At 51.2% G+C, this 20,354-nt stretch carries 14 protein-coding genes; 3 read left to right on the top strand and 11 right to left on the bottom strand.

Annotated elements, in window-relative coordinates:
- Positions 1–46 precede the first annotated feature (46 nt).
- Positions 47–1,471, top strand: coding sequence for a VanW family protein (locus A3844_RS15945; protein ID WP_074107889.1), 1,425 nt, complete (start codon positions 47–49; stop codon positions 1,469–1,471).
- Between the two features lie 360 nt (positions 1,472–1,831).
- Here A3844_RS15945 and pilO read toward each other — a convergent pair whose 3' ends face one another.
- From pilO to A3844_RS15985, 7 genes are all read right to left on the bottom strand, one after another.
- Positions 1,832–2,449, bottom strand: a complete 618-nt coding sequence (pilO, locus tag A3844_RS15955; protein WP_083606880.1) for a type 4a pilus biogenesis protein PilO — start codon at positions 2,447–2,449, stop codon at positions 1,832–1,834.
- On the bottom strand, positions 2,430–4,058 hold the full coding sequence (gene pilM / locus A3844_RS15960; RefSeq protein WP_074107892.1) for a pilus assembly protein PilM: 1,629 nt from the start codon (positions 4,056–4,058) through the stop codon (positions 2,430–2,432). Before pilM ends, pilO begins: the two co-directional genes overlap by 20 nt.
- Before the next feature lie 15 nt (positions 4,059–4,073).
- Positions 4,074–4,823, bottom strand: a complete 750-nt coding sequence (locus tag A3844_RS15965) for a prepilin peptidase (RefSeq protein ID WP_074107893.1) — start codon at positions 4,821–4,823, stop codon at positions 4,074–4,076.
- A gap of 68 nt (positions 4,824–4,891) precedes the next feature.
- Positions 4,892–5,368, bottom strand: coding sequence for a prepilin-type N-terminal cleavage/methylation domain-containing protein (locus A3844_RS15970; protein WP_074107894.1), 477 nt, complete (start codon positions 5,366–5,368; stop codon positions 4,892–4,894).
- 134 nt (positions 5,369–5,502) lie between these two features.
- Entirely contained in the window at positions 5,503–6,708 is a 1,206-nt protein-coding gene (locus A3844_RS15975) for a type II secretion system F family protein (RefSeq protein ID WP_074107895.1), read from the bottom strand.
- On the bottom strand, positions 6,708–7,757 hold the full coding sequence (locus A3844_RS15980; protein ID WP_074107896.1) for a type IV pilus twitching motility protein PilT: 1,050 nt from the start codon (positions 7,755–7,757) through the stop codon (positions 6,708–6,710). The genes A3844_RS15975 and A3844_RS15980 overlap by 1 nt, the downstream gene beginning before the upstream one ends.
- 47 nt (positions 7,758–7,804) lie before the next feature.
- Positions 7,805–9,469, bottom strand: a complete 1,665-nt coding sequence (locus A3844_RS15985; RefSeq protein ID WP_074107897.1) for a GspE/PulE family protein — start codon at positions 9,467–9,469, stop codon at positions 7,805–7,807.
- 359 nt (positions 9,470–9,828) lie between these two features.
- On the opposite strand from A3844_RS15985, the gene A3844_RS15990 reads away from it, so the two are divergent.
- Complete coding sequence (locus A3844_RS15990) at positions 9,829–14,385, top strand: collagen-binding domain-containing protein (RefSeq protein WP_074107898.1); 4,557 nt, start codon at positions 9,829–9,831, stop codon at positions 14,383–14,385.
- A 106-nt stretch (positions 14,386–14,491) separates the two neighbouring features.
- Here A3844_RS15990 and A3844_RS15995 read toward each other — a convergent pair whose 3' ends face one another.
- The 3 genes from A3844_RS15995 to A3844_RS16005 are packed head-to-tail and all read right to left on the bottom strand — an operon-like array spanning position 14,492 to position 17,437.
- Complete coding sequence (locus A3844_RS15995; protein WP_074107899.1) at positions 14,492–16,273, bottom strand: hypothetical protein; 1,782 nt, start codon at positions 16,271–16,273, stop codon at positions 14,492–14,494.
- A 14-nt stretch (positions 16,274–16,287) separates the two neighbouring features.
- Complete coding sequence (locus A3844_RS16000; protein ID WP_074107900.1) at positions 16,288–16,827, bottom strand: PilW family protein; 540 nt, start codon at positions 16,825–16,827, stop codon at positions 16,288–16,290.
- A complete protein-coding gene (locus tag A3844_RS16005; protein WP_074087270.1) occupies positions 16,811–17,437 on the bottom strand; it encodes a type IV pilus modification PilV family protein in 627 nt (208 codons plus the stop codon). The genes A3844_RS16000 and A3844_RS16005 overlap by 17 nt, the downstream gene beginning before the upstream one ends.
- 267 nt (positions 17,438–17,704) lie before the next feature.
- On the opposite strand from A3844_RS16005, the gene A3844_RS16010 reads away from it, so the two are divergent.
- On the top strand, positions 17,705–18,490 hold the full coding sequence (locus tag A3844_RS16010) for an alpha/beta hydrolase (RefSeq protein WP_074107901.1): 786 nt from the start codon (positions 17,705–17,707) through the stop codon (positions 18,488–18,490).
- Between the two features lie 415 nt (positions 18,491–18,905).
- Here the strand turns inward: A3844_RS16010 and argH are convergent, their stop codons facing one another.
- Positions 18,906–20,321, bottom strand: a complete 1,416-nt coding sequence (gene argH, locus A3844_RS16015; RefSeq protein ID WP_074107902.1) for an argininosuccinate lyase — start codon at positions 20,319–20,321, stop codon at positions 18,906–18,908.
- Between the last annotated feature and the right edge of the window lie 33 nt (positions 20,322–20,354).

A 20,354-nucleotide genomic window follows, 5' to 3' on the forward strand; every position in this document is an offset into this window, starting at 1 on the left:
CTGCGCCTTCGTTAGCGCAAATCCGCCCAACAGAAGGAGAACATTCATGAAAACGATCCACGCCGCCCTCATTGCGGTAATTGGCCTGCTCCTGGCTGGCTCACTTATTGCCGGAGGACTTCATTTATATGGCAATCAGCGCACACTGCCCCCAAAGACCCTTTTGGCCGGCTGGGATGTCGGTGGCATGAAGATTGCCGAGGTGCGAACCGGACTTGCCGCCAGGCTGAAAGCGCTGGAAGTGCTGCCCCTGGTGCTGAAAGCTGAGCCAAATACCGAACTCCCGGTTACGCTACAGCAGGCTGGTATAACGTATGAGGCAGAGGATTTTCTCCATGGGCTGGACACGCTCTCCGGGGGAGGACTGCTGGATCGGGTACGCGCCCGCTGGGGCTTTTCCCGCAGCTGGGAACTCGGGGTTCATCTGGACCTAGCGGTGCTGCAGAAAAGTCTGAGCCCGGCCTGGGAAAAAGAAACCTTCGGGGTTCCCGTGAACGCTGAGCGGCGCATCACCGCAGATGACCGTGTGGTGTATACGCCTGAGAAAACCTCCTATGAGGTGGATTGGCATGCGCTGGTGCTCACCCTGCAGGCGGCGGTGCCCGTGTCATTCCGTAGTGTAGACCTCCTTACGGGCAAACAGATCCTGCTTGAAGTTCCACTTAGCACACAGCAGCCGGAGATCACGCTGAGGGCACTGAAGGAGCAGGGCATTGAGCGGAAGATTTCGCAGTTCAGCACCTCTCTCGGCGCCAGCGGACCCGGTCGCACCTTCAATGTCGAGGCTGCCGCTCAGGCAGTCAACGGTACCATGCTTCCTCCTGGCGCTGTTTTTGATTATGGCAAAGCCATCCAGAAGGCCCAGGCAGATACCGGCTTCCGCGAAGCGCCCGTCATTGTTAACGGCAGGCTTCAGCCCGGTACAGGCGGGGGCATCTGCCAAGTATCCAGCACGCTGTATAATGCTGCACTGCGTTCAGGCCTAGAAATCGTGGAGCGGCGCAATCATTCCCTGCCGGTGGGCTATCTGCCTAAAGGGCAGGATGCCACCTTTTCCGAAGGCAATATCAACTTCCGCTTCCGCAACAACACCGGCAAATACCTGATTATCCATGCTGCTGTCCAAGGGCGCGCCTTAACCGTGAAGCTGTTCGGCACGTTCCCGAAGAATGTAACCTTCCTTGTCCAGTCCCGGACCATAGAGGTACTTACACCTGCCGACAAATACGTGAGCGACCCTTCACTTCCGCGCGGCGGCACCCGGATTCTCCAGAACGGGAAAACCGGCTATATCGTTGAAACGCACATCACCCGTCTCGTGGACGGCAAAGCCGTAGAGAAGAAGCTTCTCTCCCGTGACACTTACTACGCGCAGAAACGCATCATCGCCATCAACCGGGGCGGCATGGGTAAGTCCATCCAGCCCGATTCACGCAAGCAGCCACTGGTAGAGGATGGGGTGCGGGGATGAATGGAATGGGGCGAATGGTACATGAAGTACTTGCTGCTGGGCCCCTTCCTGCAGCAAAAAGACAGCCCGGACATTTAGGGTCCGGCCGTCTTTTTGGAAAGATAAGACTTTATAGGCCTCTGTTCATTTCAGAACAAGGTGTCCGGAGACATGTCAATTCTCCAATATCCGTTCACCTTCTTCAGCTTCACTACTACGCTTTCGTTGGGCCCTTGACCGTTCGCCTGCGGGACACTCAGCCAGGGATAGCTTGTAAGCTAAAACACCCCATTTATAGCCGGATGAAAACGGAAGGATCGCTGATGAAAGCAAAAAATCCGCCCCCCATTTAACTGGAGACGAATCTTGGATGCTTGGGAATTATTCAGTTGGATCGCCTGCCGCAACTTGCTGCCCGCTATTAGGAGCTTCCGGCGCTTCCTCGTAATAGGCAGTGAAGGCGATATTAGCGGATATGATACTGCCGGATGACTGCTGGAAGCTGAAAGAATCCACATTTATAATGCGGGGCAGGAGCTGCAGCGCAGTCATCCAGTTGCGCACACTTGCGTAATCTCCTTCCACCAGCGCTGTCATTTTCAACTGCTTCACCGTAGGAAACGCGGCTGCGGATGCGCCTGTCATTTCCTGTATCGGATTGCCCACACCCACTGCAAAGCCGATATCCTTAAGCCTGGCATTCGTAAGCGTACCGATGGATCTCAGGTCCAGGATAAGCTGTTCACTGTTATCGCCGCGTGGAAGCTGTGCGAGCAGTGATTCCTGCTCCTGATGATCCGCAGAGGAGCTCTTCCGTTCATTGATTTTATTTTGCAAAAGCCCGTTTTGCTGCTCCAGCTGAGACATCTGCAAGTTTTGTTCCTCAATGGTATGATTTGTCGGACGCACTCCAAAGATAAAAAATGCGAGCAGCAGCAGAAAGAGGACAAGAACGCCAAGCACAATGGGCGAACGGTATTTATTGATCTGTTCCATCATCCTCTGCCTCCCCTTGATTGTTCTGTCCAATGCCCTTCTCTGGATTCCCCTTCGCCAGGTTCACTTTATACACAGCTGTGTATGATTTGGTCAGTGATGCAGAAGCTTGTGAATTCTCCTTCATATCTCCTTCGCTTAACTTCAGTATAGAAGCCTCCACGCTAAAAGACATTTTGCGGAGGTTCGCCAAATAGAGAGAAGCATCCTCCATTGCAGGCACGTTCACTGTTAAATCAATGGATGTCAGATAGATATAATTGATTGTCCGGAGCGAACTTCCCTGTGGAAGCCCCTGGGCCAGCTCGTTCAGTACAGAGACGATATTCAGCTTGTACTTCAAAATTTCATCGATGGCTGCTTTACGGTCGAGCTTTACAGAACCGCTGTTATTGAGCTTGCTAAGCTCCAATTGCATCATCGCACTCCGGTCCTGCAGTCCCTGAAGCTGCTCTGCCTGTTCGCTGATCCGGCCCTTGTTGGAGGCAAAATAGATCCCTGTTCCAATGGCCCCCAGCAGCCAGATCCCCGCCAGCACCATGGCCACATAGGGGAAAAGCCGCGCTTCGCGGTCTTCTCTGGGAAAAAGATCAATATGCCGGATAGAGCTGCCGAGCGCGGCCCCTGTAGCAACCCGGTAACTATTCAGCTCAGCATCCTGTGCCACTTCCGCTTCCAACTGATCCAGATGGACCGGAACGATCTCCTGTTCACTTAAAGACTGGCGCAGCTCTTCATGGAGCTGTCTCCGTACCGTTGAAGTGCCTGTAATCACGATATTACCAATACGCGTACTGCCGTCATGCAGACTGTATTGATAGAAATTCAGCATCCGCGAGATTTCAGCCGTAATCTCAACCATCTGCTCCGGCGACAAGCTTACTTCCATTTCTTCTACGGCCGCCGCCGCTGCTTCAGCTTCATACACAGCCATATCCGGGATAAAAGCTGTCTCTATTCTGCTCTGTTGCAGATCAGCTACATTAATCGTTCGGATAAACACGGGGTTGCCGTCCCGGAACATATATATGTCCAGCATTGACCGCTCCAGATGGATCAGCATCGTTTCTGTGAATGCCTCTCCGTGAACGAGATGAATACTGCGGGCAAGGGCAGTGGCCGATATTTCGACAGTGCGTACCCGCAGGCCAGCGCTCTCCAGCAGATCAATATACTGCTGAATCGGCAGCCGCTGCGCCGCAAATACAAGCAAATGCGTCTGATCCCCGTCGAAGTCGACCCCGGTTGTAACATAATCATAGACAGGATTGTCAAAAGGCAGGTGAAGGCCAGTCTCGACCTCCAGCTTCACAAGCTGATCCAGCTGCTTCTCATTGGTGCTGGGAATGACCATCTGGCGGATGATGATTTGCGCCGGAGGGATAGCCAAAGACACCTTCGCCCCGCGCAGCCCCTGCTGCTTCACCCAAGGCTTGAGGACATCCAGCAGCGCCTCGCTGTCTGCGATCTGGTTCTCAACGATCATGCCTGTAGGCAGAGCCAGAGTCCCTTTTTTGCGGACCTCCCATGTCTTGTTGTGCTTTAAGCTGATATAGCGGACCGCAGATTCCTCAATGGATATCCCGATCGCCCGATGACCTGGTACAAGCATGTGATATTGATCCTCCTAACCGATAAACGAGAGATACGCGCCAATGATGTCCGAACCATACACAACAGCAAGCAGGGTGCCTGTCACCAGAAAAGGCCCAAAAGGCACATGCTGTTTTTTGCCGATAACGCCAACTAGCTGTAAACATCCTCCCACCGCAGCACCGAGTGCGCAGGCTATTAGAAAGGCCAGAATGACACCTTGCCAGCCGACAACCCAGCCCAGCAGCGCAAACAGCTTAACATCGCCCATCCCCATGCCGCCAAACAGAGCCATCAGCAAAAGAATTCCGCCGCCGCTCAACGCGCCAAGCAAATGATCCCAAAGTACTCCGTCCCCCATCCAAGGCACCAGCACAAGAAAGAGAGGCAGAAAAAAGAGCAGCACTTTGTTGGGAATCAGCATGTATTTCAGATCGGCTACCGTGATGATGACTGACAGGCTTGCCAGCAGCAGCCCTGCGATTCCTTGCAGCGTAAGCCCCAGCTCCAGATACATCCACAGGAACAGTAGCCCGGTAGCCGCTTCTCCAAGCGGATATACAGGAGATACCTTCGCTCCGCAGTGACGGCATTTCCCGCCGGATAATAAATAGCTGAATACCGGAATCAAATCCCGTGCGCCAAGCCTGGTATTGCACTTAGGACACCGCGATGGCGGATGCACCAGCGATTCACCCACCGGTACCCGCAATCCCACAACATTAAAGAATGAGCCTAGTACCAGGCCGAGTAACATAATATAGCTTGCGATTATTATAGTCATAGTGGCGTAGTTCCCTTTCGGGGATTGTGAAAAAGGAACCGGAATGGGTCCGATTCCTTTTTAATCTACTATTGTCTACTAGATGCTGGTTCACCACTTAATACTTCCGTTGCGGTAAAAGGATCTGGATCAGTAGTGCCAGTATCCAAGGTAACTAAGTTTAATGAACCGTCAGGATTGAATGATACAGATCCTCCTACAATTGCTGCCTTGGTACTTGGTAAGTAGAGAGGGCTATCCAGATAACCCATCCCCATAAGAGAAGTTGTAGTCGCTTTAGGTCCAATCGTTACCGATAATCCGCCACTTACTGCAAATTTGCCTTCTTTTTCAGAAGTGACATACAAACGTGCTGCATCATATATTTGTTTAGCAGTAGCAACATCAGAATCTTTTCTGGAATTAGATATAACATTAGTAATCATAGGAATCGCAATCACCGCAATAATCCCCAAAATAACGATAACCGCCAAAAGCTCAATCAGTGTAAACCCCTTTTGATTTTCTTCCTTGCTGAGTCTTCTTTTCATTGCCTGTGCCAACATTTGATTTCCCCCTTGATATTTAGTAGTGGTATGTCGCAACAATTCCCCCATCTTCGAGCACCAGCAAAAACTCTTGGACTACGCGCCGCCCTCCCCGGCGTTACCCCTTTCCATATGTACAACGAAGCGCAAGGTCACATATTGCTATATAGACTGAACATCGGCAGCATAATGGCTGCCACAATAACCCCTACCACACCTGCCAGAAAAGCAATCAGCAGCGGCTCCAGCAGTGACTTCAGCCGGTCGACCGTGTTCTCTACGTCCATTTCGTAGAAATCGGCCACCTTGGACAGCATCGTGTCGAGTGCCCCGGTCTCTTCTCCGATGGCAATCATCTGTGTAACCAGCGGCGGAAACACCCAGGCCTTCTTCAGCGGCTCGGAGAGCGGATTACCCTGACGCAAGGAATCACCAGCGCTGCGGATGTACTGTCCAATTACTTTGTTGCCCGCCACCTCCTCCACAATCGCCAGCGATTGCAGAATCGGGACAGAGCTGGCATAGAGTGACGAGAACGTGCGGGTGAACTGGGCGATCGAGCCTTTCTGATTCAGCTTGCCGAACACCGGTACCTTCAGCTTGGCATAATCAATCGCATACGCCCCCCGCTCCGTCCGTTTGGCCACCTGGAAGGCAGTCACCAGCAGCAGCACGCCAAGCAGCCAGAAATACCACTGTCCCTGAATACTTTTGCTGAGAGCCAGCACCAGCTTGGTAATCGCCGGCAGCTCCGCGTTCATCGACTCGAACATGGTAACGAACTGTGGCACAATCGCCCACAGAAGATATATAACTGCCCCAATAGCCATCACTCCGACAGTTATAGGATAGGTTAGTGCGGATTTGATCTTCTCAGTTGTCGTGTGCTGCTTCTCAAAGAACATCGCAAGCCGCTCAAGCGTACCTTCCATATTGCCGGACTCCTCACCTGCACGAATCATGCTGACGAACAGCGGAGGGAAAATCTTCTTATGGTCCTGCACCGCCTGGGAGAATGAAATCCCCCGCATCAGGCTGGAGCTGACATCCTGCAGCGCTTTGCGCAGCGGTTTGCTCTCCGTCTGTTCTGCCAGAATCCGGGTACCCTCCAGGATGGACACCCCGGCACGCATCAGTGTAGCGAACTGGCGGCAGTAAATAATGAAATGGATCGTCTTGACCGGCTTTCCGATATAGAGCTCCATTTGCAGAATTGAGGTCTTACGCTCCACCAGAGAAAATACGGTCAGGCCGCGCTTGCGCAGCTCCTCCATCGCGGCCGGCTTATCTGAAGCAGTCAGCTTGCCTTTGATCGGCCTGCCTGCGGCTGTTTTTACCTGATATTCAAACAGAGCCATCAGGCGTTCACCTCATTTATGTATACTTTGGCCGCTTCCGGGCGAACAAGCCCCTGTGCCAAATAGTCACGGATGCTCATCTCCAGCGTGTGCATACCCAGCGTGCGGCTCGTCTGCATGACATTCTTGATCTGATGAGTCTTGTCGGTGCGGATCAAATTGGCAACAGCCGGAGTATTCACCAGTATCTCCGTTGCGCATAGGCGTCCCCGGCCGCCGGCTCTTGGCAATAATCGCTGGCTGATGACAGCTAGCATGACGGATGCAAGCTGGGAGCGAATTTGCCCCTGCTGCTGTCCCGGAAAAGCATCGATGATCCGGTCAATCGTCTGCGGTGCATCTGTTGTGTGCAGCGTGGCAAGCACCAGATGCCCTGTTTCGGCGGCTGTGATGGCCGCAGCCATCGTCTCCAGATCACGCATCTCCCCGACAAGAATCACATCAGGGTCCTGCCGGAGTGCGGCACGCAGTCCGCTCGCGAAGCTTCCGGTGTCACTGCCCACTTCCCTCTGATCCACCAGGCATTTGCCATGCCTGTGAAGAAACTCGATGGGATCTTCAAGGGTAACGATATGCTTGCTCTCCGATTGATTAATGGAGTGGATCATAGCGGCGAGCGTGGAGGATTTCCCGCTGCCCGTCGGGCCGGTAACCAGAATGAGGCCTTGGGGTTTAGCCGCCAGGGAAGCCAAAAGTGGTGGCATGCCCAATTGTTCCAGAGAAGGAATCTCTGCCGGAATCGACCGGGCGGCAATGCTGATGCCGCTGCGCTGCCGGTAGACATTCACCCGGTATCTGACCCCATTCTCCAGCGGAAAGGAGAAGTCGATCTCTCCCGCCTCATCAAAAACCTTACTATGGCGCTCCCCCATCAGTATTCCGGCCATAGCTGCTGACTCCCCGGATGTGACAAGCTCTCCTTCAATGGGTTGAAGTGTGCCGTCAATCCGTATCACCGGCGGAGAGCCTACAGAGATGTGCAGATCAGAAGCTTTGGAAGAATATGCAGCGTGCAGCAGTTGAACTATGTCTCTCGTCGATGTCGGCATGGTCTTCCTCCTCCCTTAACACTCTCGATGAATCATTGAAGTTCAAATTAGTGGGACACCGTTTCGCGCATAACCTCCTGAAGCGTGGTCATGCCTTGCGCAACCTTGAGGAAGCCGTCATCCATCAACTGCACAAGCCCATGCTTCCGGGCAGCCCCCTTCAAATCTTCGACCGGGGCCATGTTTGTAATCAGTTCCCGCATAGAGTCATCAATCGTCAGTACCTCGTGAATAGCGATACGTCCGCGGTAGCCCGTCGTATTGCAGCTGCCGCAGCCCCGTCCGCGGTGCAGACTTTCTACCGGCAGGCCATGCTTACGGAGCACTATTGCCTCCTGTTCGGACGGCTTATACGTTTCCTTGCAATCATTACAGATCTTACGGACTAGCCGCTGGGCGACTACCCCGATCAGCGAGGATGCGATGAGGTACGGCTCGATCCCCATATCCCGAAGCCTGGAAATAGTGCTGATAGCATCATTGGTGTGCAGCGTCGACAACACAAGGTGGCCTGTCAGCGAGGCTCGAACGGCAATCTCAGCGGTCTCCGTATCGCGGATCTCCCCAACCATGACGATATTCGGATCCTGCCGCAGAATGGAGCGGAGCCCGGCCGCAAAGGTCAATCCGACCGCAGGATTGACATGAACCTGATTGACTCCTTCCAGCTGATACTCCACCGGGTCTTCAACGGTAATAATATTGGTGCTTTCCACATTAAGCTGGCTCAGTGCAGAATACAGGGTCGTCGTTTTCCCGCTGCCGGTGGGGCCGGTAATCAGCAGAATGCCGTAGGGCCTGGCGATCATTTCCCTGAAGGCTGCAGCATTCCGCTCGCTGAAGCCGAGATTTTCCACCGTTTTGATGCCTAAGCTTAAATCCAGCAGCCGGAGCACGATTTTCTCCCCGTGCATGGTCGGCAGTGAGGATACACGGATATCGACCATTTTGTAGTCGAACTGCATCTTGATCCTTCCGTCCTGCGGCAGCCGCCGCTCCGCGATATTCAGCTTGGCCATGATCTTCAGCCTGGCCGTAATAAAGCCCTGCATCTGCTTCGGAATCACCCGTTCTGTCCGCAGTGATCCGTCGATCCGGTAACGGATCGTAAGATGGTTCTCACCCGGATCGACATGAATATCGGAAGCACGCAGTGCAACGGCCTGCTGGATCATCTGGTTGACCAGCCTGACAATCGGTGAATCCTCGTCCGTGATTTCGGTTTCTTCAATTTCTTCCTGGGTCGGCAGCTCTACCATCATCTGGCTCATCGAATCACGCATGCCGTAATGACGGGCTATAGCCCGCTGAAGCTCATCCCGGGTGGAAATAGCAGGTTCAATCCGAAATCCGGTACTCATCCGCAGGTCTTCAATAGCGAAATAATCCAGAGGATCAGCCATGGCAACCATCAGTTTGCCGCCCTCTTTCATAAAAGGCAGAACCTGATAGCGCTTGGCCATGCTCTCCGGAATAATCTGTGTAATGGCCGGATCAATCTGATATTTGAACAAGCTGACATGCGGAATACCGAGCTGAAATTCCAGCACTTCAATAAGCTGTTGTTCAGTAATGTAACCTTGTGAGATCAACAGATCACCGAGCTTGCGTTTGCTCTTTCTCTGTTCACCGAGAGCCTCCACCAGTTGATCCTGAGAGATGATCCCATTCTCTACCAGCAGATCTCCAAGTCTCTTTTTTATGATTGGCAACGTCTGCTCATCTCCACACTATCTAGTTTTAGTTTCCAGTCAGATAAGCAAGGTAACATAGTTTCGCGGAAAAGTAGTTCTAAACTACTACTCTTCTAAATTAACAGGTGAAAATATGTAATTCAGTAGGATTCATTCAAGGAAATCAGTAATAAATTGCCGAAAAGTAGTTCCAATTTCTTAAAATTCAGGGTATTATTTCATAGATAATTATTGCCTATACATGTAAATTGTCCTAGAATGATATATAGCATATAACTGTTTTTTTTACAATTCCGATTTCCATTTCTGGTCAATTTCATACAAGATTCGTAGTTTATAGCAAATATTCAATCTATTATTCGGGGGGGGAATTGGAGATGGAATTCATAAGGCGGAGAAAATGGATCTTTATCCCTGGAATCGCACTGCCGATTCTTTTGATCGCCGCTTTTATTCAAGGTTATGTATTGCCTGTGAATGCTTCCGACAATCATTACTCAATCCGCATTCTGGAGATTACCGATCCAACCAGCCCGAGCCTGAAGCTGAGTTCTACTGACCTATTCCCCCAAAGCGAGCTGGACGCTCTGCACAATCAGCCCAACGTCCAGATCGACACCATGACCATGAAGAAGTTCGTCTCGCTACGTGAGAACTGGGACGGCAAGTATGACGCTATCTATATCGGCAAAGGCGATTTCAACACAGCAAAAGTCAACAGCACAGGCAGCAGCAGCAACGATGCTCGAAGCAAAGCCCATAACACCACAAGTGTGGAGAATGACATCACCCTCCTTAAGGCTAAGGAAATAACCGATTATTACATCAACAAAGGCTTATATGTATTTTTCAGAAACGAGACTTTCGACGCGCAGGAATCATCCGTTACCAAACAAGGCCATTTGTATGCCTCTTTCAATACATACCGTACAGCATCAGGCTCCAAATCCAATGTCGTTTTCCTTCCAAATCTGACGGGTCTGAACGCCTTTACTAATAAAATAATAGACGCCTCTTCACCCTTTATAGCCGGCCTGACCCAGCGGCCAAGACTCACGCTAACCAATAAGGAAAATATTGTAAGCTACCGCGATAAGCCTGATCATGTCTACATATCCGGGGACACCCTTAGCTTCGACGTCAAGCTGAACAATGTTTCTGACTTCACGCTACATCCCATAAGGGTCCGCTTGTTCATCAATGTGGATTCTTCACTGCCCATGACCGAAAACAATGTCGTCGCTACCGAAATGATGACCTCTTCGTCGGGCACAATCCGCTACAAACTGCCATCAACCTATTCAGGTCCGCTATACTGGAAAATGGAAATCAGCGATACCCTTACCGGATTAAAGGATTTCGACGCAGATGTTATCCGGTACAGAGGGATTAAACCGGAGATTCATGTTCTTCAGGTTATGCCTGCTGACAAACCGGACAGCAACCTGCTGAGCACGACCAACAAGAACATGACTGCCTCCTACTTGTCTAATACCGATTACGAACTGAAAATCACTGTGCTCGACATGAAAGGGTTCAACAACTACATCGCCCAGCATATCAGCGCCATGGACCAGACCTCTGGTCTGAACGGCAACTACGATATGATCGTGTTTGGCTTTCAGGATATGTACGACCGCGTAACCACACCGATGCTATCCCATGCTGCCGCCGATGCGGTGAAGGCCTTTGCCGAAGAAACCCGGCAAAGCCTGATGCTGACGCATGATACCATTTTCCGCGAGGTTGATGCGAATCCGGCTACACCCGTATTGGACCCGTACGTGGAGAGTACCACCAATGGTGTTAAGAACTACAACTACTGGAGTTCATACTTCCATGACATGGTGGGACAAGCTTTACCCCGGACCTACCTGGGCGGTCAAGCAGTCAATCCTTCCACTTCAGTCGTGCCCGTTAACGAAGGGCTTTTGACACAGTATCCTTTCGATCTCGGCAAGGTTGGCTTAAGCTCAAGCACGGGACGATACACGGTGGCTGCGACTCATGACCAGTTCTTCCCGCTGAATCTGGAACGGGCCGATGTCATTCCCTGGTACAACATTTCCGGATCGAACCGGGATACCGATGACAGCTACAACCATTTCTACACGTATTCTGTAGGTAACATCACCTTTTCCGGTACGGGCCATACCAACAGGAACTTTCCCCAATGGGAGCAGATGCTGTTCGTAAATACAATGTACCGTGCCTTCACCGGAGCCAATCACGCCCCCGAAATTATAGTAGCCATGCCGCAGGATCACAGCACCAAACCGTCCTACCAGAACAAGCTCGTTGTCAGCTATACCGTCAATGACTGGGATCTCAAAGATAAGAATCTGATCACCGGCATCAAGTTCAAGACAGGTAATGAATACTTGACTGATTATGTGATGGCCGACAAGACTGTGCAGTCCGGGGAGACGGTAACGCAAACCTTCAACAATCCGCTGCCCGCTGGTGGTGCTCTGCAAATTGAGATTACGGCAAGGGACAGCCAAGGAGCTCTGGCAACCCAAACAGTGAATGTGGCGGTAGAATACGTGGAGTCCAAACTATCCCTCAGCCGGACCGTTTCGCCGGATACGGTGGAACGGGGAAAAGCTGTGACCCTTGCCTATACAATTACTCCTAACCCTATCCCGGCCTATACTGTGCCAAATGCTGAGGCCAGCAGCCAGTTGGTCATTTCAAATATCGGGTATTCCGAGAAATTCCCGGCCATGCTGGAGTTTACGGAGCCTCTGCCGGCAGGAATCACCAAGAGCGGCAGCCTTGCGGAGGGATACACACTAACGGGGAGCTTAGCTGATATCAGGTATGTATTATCCAGGGATGGAACAACTTTTGAGCCCCAGTCCAATCAACCTGTCACGTTCAATCTGACCGCTGTCCCAAGGGAGAAGCGCTCTTATGATCTGGCTGAGTGGAGTTCAAAATTGACGTACTATGAGGTACATTCCGTGAAGACGGGGGGAAATACTTCCGAGGTATTCGATTCCATAAATACACTCAGCAATGAATATAATGCGTTCATCTTAGGAAATGTGAATTTGAGGAGCACCAGCACGGAAGGTCGTATCGCCGCGGCCGGCAATGCAGAGTTCACCAGCTACAGTCTGAATGGACAAGGGGGCACCCGCAGTAATGCATTGGTCGTCGGAGGGAACTTTATCTTCAACGGAGGAAACGGCGCTGCCATCCGCGGGAACGTCACCTATGGGGGCACCTCGACCATTACGCCGAACAATTCCGTTACGGGTACCGTAACCCAAGGGGCTCCCATCAACTTCGCAGACAGCCAGAAGCTCCTGCTTCGCCAGTCCCAAGCCCTTGGCTCTTTAACGGCAAACGGCAGTGTGGACAGCTATCTTAATTTTACAGGTACAGATAATAATCGGAATGTTTTTGAGGTCAAAACGAATGTGTTGAATAATATAAAAATCAAAGCTCCCCAAAGCTCGACCGTTATCATCAATGTACATGGTGAATCCGTCTCGATTTCGGGCGGGTTTGATTTAACGAATATACAGAGCAGTCATATTATTCTCAATTTTCCGGAGGCCACATCCGTAACCATCAACGGTGTTGGAGTCCAAGCAAGCGTGCTTGCTCCTGTAGCCAGTGTGCAGTTCGATAATGGTCAGCTTACCGGAACCCTTATCGCCAAAGAGCTGAGTACCCATAACGGAGGCTATCTGAGGCTCGGGGCATTTACCGGGACTCTTCCAGAGGTAGTGAAGGACCCGGAACCTGTCTATCCGCAGAAAACGATCTACTTTAATCCGGCAAGCTTCAAAGCGATTGTTAAGGTAACAGGGCTCACCCTGCATAATGCGCGGATTAATGTAGACACTGAACTGGGGATGAAACCCATGGTCACGGTCCTCCCTGACGATGCAGACAACAAAGAGGTCTCCTGGTTATCCCTCAATCCCGAAGTTGCTACAGTAACCGATGAGGGAGTAGTGAAAGGACTTCGGGCAGGTACTGCTACTATTCAAATTAAGACAAGAGACGGCAGCGGCATCACAGCAAGCGCTTCTGTGGAGGTGATTTCTCCCGACCTTAACATTATCGGTGCCAACACGGCTTATGTGGGGGAAGAGGCCCGCTTTGAAGCTCTGTACAGTACCGCTGATGAGATTACATGGTATGAATGGAAGATCAAACCGGGAAGCGATACCGCCGGGGCAGATTTGGTTGTATCTCCGGATTCCCCTTTGAAGAACCATGCTATTCTGGTGGCTGATCATTCCGGTCAGGCTACGCTCGTGGCACAGGTCAATACCAACGTCTCTCCTGCCGGGGCCGCCACCAAAGAGCTTACGGTGACCTTCACGAATCCGGTACGCCAAATCAGGATTGATGGATTGTCACTGGTCAACGTCGGGCAGCAAATCCCGCTGCAGGTACGGGTAATTACGCCAGCCAATGCAGATCCTGCAGTCTACACCTGGAGTCTGGAAGGCGACGGTGGAACCTACGCAGAAATGATTAACGGCTCGGACACCAGCAGCATTCAACTAAAAGGATTAAGGGTCACCGCAACGGACCACCCTATCACCGTTAAAGTTACTACACCGGGACCGGTGCCGGAACAACCGGTAACGGCCACAGCTACCCTTACCGTTGGTGCCAGATTAACCGGCCTTAACCTGCCGGATTCGATTAGCATTGGAGTAGGGAGTGAGAACTCACACAACTTATTCAATACCCATGATCTTACCCTGTTCCCTGAGAGCATGACACTGGCAGATATCCAGGGCAAACTGGAATGGACGAGCAGCAACCCGGCCGTGGTGACAGTACAGGACGGACTTATTACCGGACTCGTCAAAGGCTCTGCCTCCGTCATCGCTGTCTATAAGGACGATCCTTCCATTCAAGATACCATCCTGGTCAAAGTCACCAATGAAGACCGCTATTAAGTAACCATACCCAAACACCTCCCTGCTGCCTACAGCATCTTGTGCTGATAGGCAACAGGGGGGTGTTCATGTATCTGCTGAAGCCCCACTTAACTATGGATTCTGCTCAATTCAGCTTCAATCCTTCTACACGGATATTGACTGCTTTGACACGGGGGAGACCTGCCTGTTGATCGTTGAAGATCTGGTCATTATAGGAAGCTTTGAACCGGATCAGGCGGTTGTCGGGGATAATGTTGATATCGCTTGTGCCACCAGCCGCACTACCCCGCACTGCATTTATGGTTAGATCGCCCTTGGCGAAGAACCCCCCGCTCAGTGAGAAGATCGAGCCCACACCATACAGCTCCGCTGCGGAATCTGTATAGAAAAAAGCATCGAGCGGCGCCGGTTCATCATTGGTGAAAGCGGCCAGCCGGTTGATCAGAATCGGGCCTTGCGAGATAAGCACCAGTTCCTTGCCGTTCAAACCCTTAATCGACGCATCCTCCACGGTGGTCGTATATTCTTCTTGCCCGTTGATGACTTGCGGCTTCTTATACACAAAGAGGGTAGAATCAAACTCCACCTTGCCTCTGATCTCTACTTTGCCTGTTACGAGAATATTGGCACGTACCTGAATGGGTGTAGCGCTGCCGTAATTATTGATCCTCAGATCGCCGTCAATGATATACCAGTTGCGGGGTGAAGCCGAATTCTTAACGTTCTCCGAATACGTGATTCCCCTCAGTTCAGTACCGTCCAAGGTCAAATCTCCATCGTAAATCACTGACTTACTAGGCTGCGTAAGACGCAATACCGCATCTTCGTACTCATGTTGAAGCTCCTGCCCATGGTCAGAGATATCATTAGGGTCAGGCTTCGGCGGAAGAAGTGGATGGTCAAACAGACCGGAGTATGTGCCCGTCAGGTAGGCCGCCAGTGTACCGTTCTTCAAGTTCCTGGAAATGTCTGTTCCATTGGCTCCGCTGCCTATGGCCTCGGCGACTTTATCAATGAAGGAGGATTCGACATCCATTTCAACGAAGCTGCGGTGGTTTTTGATTTTGACATTTTCCTGCGGAATCTTGCCGGTCATCGATGTGGCAGGTGTGATTGTATCTGCTGTACGATCCGGTAACCCCTGCTCCTTATACACTAGTTTACGCAAGGATTGGACATGGGCTTCGCCCGTCAGTTCAAAGGGCTGGGATGTAAAAGTATGATTAATGGTTTTGTATGTGTATTGAGCGGTATCATTAATAGTCAGCGTATCGCCGGCGTAAATATTGCCCTGGATATAAGGTGCCCCGTTAATAGTCAGATTCTTCTCTGACCCTAATGTATATTTAAGAAAATCAGGAGATGTGTCGATAACTACCGTCTGAGTCAGCATCCGCTTTACCCCGTTGACCTCGGCCTCAGCACTCAGAGTCAGTCTGTAGCTGACAGATTGGCCTGCGTGTCCCGTTCCCGTTTTTTCCGAATGAATGCTTGTAATTTTACCGACTGCTTTTTCCCCATCGGCTTGGAGCAGATCAGTACTGGTAAGAAAACCATTGGAACCCACAGGCAGATTCTGCAGGAAGCTGTTGATTTTGTTATCCAGATCGGCTTGGCTTACGTCCACACCTTTATTAATTTCGTCATTCAGACCAGCCGTAATGTAGGCAACCGCCTCGTCCAATGTCTTTTCCGCCAGGTGAAGGCTCTGAACATCGTTCTTTCGCGTCTCTGTTCGCTGGGCTCCTCCAACCGCTGCGCTGAGCACCCCCATCCCTAGAATGGTCAGCAGCAGAACAATAAACATGACCAGCACAAGTGCGGAGCCCTGCTCTCCATGAAGATGCCGGACCGGATTTCCAAGCCTTCTCTTAAGATTCATTTTGCCCGTTAATGGTTCAGACATCGGCCCTTGGCCTCCTAAAATCCGAATTTGCTTTTTAGTTCCATGGTGTAAGTTCTGCCGTCATATTCCTGTGCCAGCTTCAGTGAGATATGAATCAGTCCGCTCTCGTAGGGAAAAGAGATCTGGGGAGCCCTCCCGTCAGCCGCAGAAGAAGAAATACCTGAACCTGAGAGACTCGAATGCACTGCAGTCCTCGGGTCGTCCGGGTCAGGAGCCGCTGCTTGCGCACCGATTACAAGCTGGCCTTGTGCAAAAGCAACTTTAACCACTTCGTCTGCGGCTCCTTCTCTTGTTTTCTTCAATAGAATGCCGTCCGCAGTATTTTCCACAATTTCGGGAGAAAACGTATATAGCTCATTCATAATAGAAGACATAATGATGTCTGCTTCATCTCTTAGTGAATTTTCGATCGTTATTTTGTGATAGCTTCGTATACCAAACATCGTAACCACTGAAATCATGCCGACAATCAGCGAGAAAAGCGTCATAGCGGCAATCATTTCGATCAAGGTAAAACCCCGTTCGGACTTCAAACGCTCAGCGTATTTTCTCATCCGTGATATAACCCTCCACTACCGTACTTGAAGTACGGCCTTGAGGGCCGCCGGGTCCTGTGACAGTGACTTCAACCGGAATTAAATAAGGCGCCATTTCCTTTTTGCGTTCGTCCATTTCACCCGCATCGCCGCCGCTGATTCTGCCGGCCAGCATGTCCTGATGTAGATTCGCCTGGTAGACAATGTTCACCTGATAGCTGATATTATTGATTACCGGATTCAGTACGCTGGCGAGTGCATTGGCGTCCGTAACGACGGTCTGATACGCCCCACAGCTTGCCGCGGCTTCTGTAATGGGTACACAGTCTGAGGCCCGAATGCTGGAATGCCCCGGTATGGCGGGATTTGCCCCCTCTGCCTGCTTCCCCTGAAAATATAAACTCATCGTCTCAAAATCCTGCTTTTCCACATAAAACAGCGCATTACGCGCCAGGTTGACCATGATCGTTCGGTTCTGGTTCGATTTGGAGTAGGACATGGCGTTAGTGAAATAGGAGGTCAGCACCAATGAGACAATTGAGAGAATAACAATGGCTGCCAAAACCTCAATCAAGGTAAAGCCCTGCTGCCTGTTCCATAGAGGGCTATGCTTGTCCTTCCGATGCATTCCGTCCGCTCCTTGTGCCAGATTTGATCTAGCCTGCATTTAATTTGACTGCCGATGGGCTAGCTATGTACTTGTGATTTCAAAAGAATACCGTGTCTTCAGTCCTGTATCCAGATCCAAATCTATGAAACTTTATACCTATTTCCATTATATTCTTTCTGTTCCTGAACCAGCAATCCTTGTGCGTAAGAATTCTAGAGATTTCTACAATTTATATCTAATTTGTGCTGTGCTATCATTTGGGCTGAATGGAAAGGAGACAACAATATGGCTTTGATCGAATGCAGGTTTTATTCGGATGTCCTGGGACTGAGCACCTCTATGACGGTGATTTTGCCGCAGCAGACCACTACACAGATCGGCATGACTAATGTAACTAAAGGCAAGCTTCACCCCACACTCTATTTACTGCACGGCATGTCGGATGACGACTCCATCTGGCTCCGCCGCACCTCCATTGAGCGTTATGTGGCCCAAATGGGGATCGCCGTGGTGATGCCGCAGGTACACCGGAGCTTTTATACGGATATGGCTGAGGGAGGACGGTACTGGACCTTTATCAGTGAAGAACTGCCGGCACTCGCCCGATCCTTTTTCCCGCTGTCACCGGAACGTGAGGATACCTTTGTGGCCGGGCTCTCGATGGGCGGTTATGGGGCGATGAAGCTGGGACTGCGTAAACCTGAAACGTTTGCGGCAGCGGCAAGCCTGTCAGGAGCACTCGATATGGCGCATCATTTCTTGAACTGGGAGGATCCAACTAAGATGACTCCGGAGTACGAACAGATTTTTGGCAAAAAGAGTATTGAAAATACCCCCGATGATCTGCTCTGGCTGCTGAAAGAGGCCGACCGCTCCAAGGGACCGAAGCCGCTTCTCTACCAATGCTGTGGCACGGAGGATTTCCTGTACACGGACAACCAGAGCTTCCGCAAGACTTGCGCCAAAACTTCATTGTCCTTAACCTATGAGGAAGGTCCCGGCGAACACGAGTGGGGTTATTGGGATACCAAGATCCGTGATGTGCTGGCTTGGCTGCCTCTAGGTAAATGAATGAAGACCTGTACCTGAGCCAAGTGGAAAAAGTAAACTTAATTCTCACCACTCTGGCTCCTCTGCAGGTCCAAGTGGAAAAAGTAAACTTATTCCTGGCGGTCTACACCCTCACGGGTGAATTTGCTCAGATTATGCAAGTAGAATAAGTTTACTATTTCCCACAAACCTCTCAGAAAAATGATTTAAAGCTCATTTAAGTTCACTAATTCCACATTACTCCAATGAAGCTAAACATTCTAATTGGGTGTCATGGTAAAGTGAAGCCCATGCGCTCGCAATGAATTCATCAGTCTGCTTGTCTTCATTCTCTAGTGTTATAGAGCAAAAAGAGACTGTCTTCCCACATCCAGTGATGTGGCAGAAAGACAGTCCCTTGGTTCCAGCAGTCTATTTTCAGCCAATCGGCCTCTTCTTACCCTATAGTATTCACATGCTGCGCTATCCACTCACTGGTGTCGTTCAGCGCTGCTTCTGCCCGCTGGGTCGCTGCTATGACTTGCACAGATGCCGTACCGCCATAGACGTTGCGTGCATTTACAACAGCCTCTGGCTGGAGCACGGCATAGATCTGCTCATCGAACAGCGGGGAGAACTGATTGAATTCCTCCAGTGTCAGATCCAGCAGGAATTTGCCTTCGTTAATGCAGTACAGCACCGTCTTGCCAATTACCTCGTGTGCCTGGCGGAAAGGCAGCCCTTTGCCCACCAGGAAGTCGGCGATATCGGTCGCGTTGGAGAAGTCTGTATTCACGGCTTCACGCATCCGGACTTTGTTCACCTTCATGGTGGAGATCATAGGCGCGAACAGCTGCAAGGCACCCGTCAGGGTAGCTACGGTGTCGAACATGCCCTCTTTGTCTTCCTGCATATCCTTATTGTAAGCGAGCGGCAGTGACTTGAGCACAGTCAGCAGGCCGATCAGGTTCCCGTAGACACGACCCGTTTTGCCGCGTACCAGCTCTGGTACATCCGGATTTTTCTTCTGCGGCATAATGCTGCTGCCTGTACAGAAGGCATCATCCAGCTCTACGAAGCTGAACTCTGTGCTGCTCCACAGCACCAGCTCCTCACTGAGCCGGGAAAGGTGAGTCATCACAAGTGCGGCGTTAGCCAGAAACTCGACGATGAAGTCACGGTCACTGACAGCATCCAGGCTGTTCTCATAGACACTGTCAAATCCGAGCTGCTCCGCCACAAAATGACGGTCAATCGGGAAGGTAGTTCCCGCAAGCGCCCCTGCTCCCAGCGGCAATACGTTGATCCGTTTGTAGCTGTCCATCAGACGCTCCGCATCGCGGCGGAACATGGACACATATGCCAGGAGGTGATGGGCGAACAGGATCGGCTGGGCACGCTGCAGATGCGTGTAACCCGGAACGATGGTCTCCACATTGTCCTTGGCTTGCCCAATCAGCGACTCCTGCAGCTCATGCAACAAGGCAACCAGTTCCACTACGCGGTTACGTAGATATAGGTGCATATCCGTAGCCACCTGGTCGTTGCGGCTGCGTCCGGTGTGCAGCTTGCCGCCGACCGGGCCGATCTCCTCGATCAGATTCTTCTCGATATTCATGTGAATGTCTTCATCCGCTACGGAAAAAACAATCTCACCCGCACGTACCTTATGCAGCACCTTGTTCAATCCGTCCTTGATCGTTTCTACATCCTCCAGCGGCAGGATGCCGCATTTGCCCAGCATCGTGACATGGGCCAGACTGCCCTGCACATCCTCTTCAGCAAGTAGTTTATCGAATCCGATAGAGGCTGTGTATTCCTCCACCAGCTTGTTGGTCCCTTTGGTAAAACGTCCGCCCCACAGCTTGCTCACCTGTTGTATCCTCCTCTATTGACGTTAGAAGGG

The sequence above is a fragment of the Paenibacillus helianthi genome (genome assembly GCF_001909055.1).
GTDB lineage: Bacteria > Bacillota > Bacilli > Paenibacillales > Paenibacillaceae > Paenibacillus_AQ > Paenibacillus_AQ helianthi.

Coding starts and splice junctions, on each gene's coding strand:
- pilM (WP_074107892.1), bottom strand. CDS start 4,058: ATGCTTGTACCAGGTCATCGGGCGATCGGGATATCCATTGAGGAATCT.
- A3844_RS15975 (WP_074107895.1), bottom strand. CDS start 6,708: ATGGCTCTGTTTGAATATCAGGTAAAAACAGCCGCAGGCAGGCCGATC.
- A3844_RS16005 (WP_074087270.1), bottom strand. CDS start 17,437: ATGCATCGGAAGGACAAGCATAGCCCTCTATGGAACAGGCAGCAGGGC.
- A3844_RS15980 (WP_074107896.1), bottom strand. CDS start 7,757: ATGCCGACATCGACGAGAGACATAGTTCAACTGCTGCACGCTGCATAT.
- pilO (WP_083606880.1), bottom strand. CDS start 2,449: ATGATGGAACAGATCAATAAATACCGTTCGCCCATTGTGCTTGGCGTT.
- A3844_RS15945 (WP_074107889.1), top strand. CDS start 47: ATGAAAACGATCCACGCCGCCCTCATTGCGGTAATTGGCCTGCTCCTG.
- A3844_RS16000 (WP_074107900.1), bottom strand. CDS start 16,827: ATGAGAAAATACGCTGAGCGTTTGAAGTCCGAACGGGGTTTTACCTTG.
- A3844_RS16010 (WP_074107901.1), top strand. CDS start 17,705: ATGGCTTTGATCGAATGCAGGTTTTATTCGGATGTCCTGGGACTGAGC.
- A3844_RS15970 (WP_074107894.1), bottom strand. CDS start 5,368: ATGTTGGCACAGGCAATGAAAAGAAGACTCAGCAAGGAAGAAAATCAA.
- A3844_RS15990 (WP_074107898.1), top strand. CDS start 9,829: ATGGAATTCATAAGGCGGAGAAAATGGATCTTTATCCCTGGAATCGCA.
- A3844_RS15995 (WP_074107899.1), bottom strand. CDS start 16,273: ATGTCTGAACCATTAACGGGCAAAATGAATCTTAAGAGAAGGCTTGGA.
- A3844_RS15965 (WP_074107893.1), bottom strand. CDS start 4,823: ATGACTATAATAATCGCAAGCTATATTATGTTACTCGGCCTGGTACTA.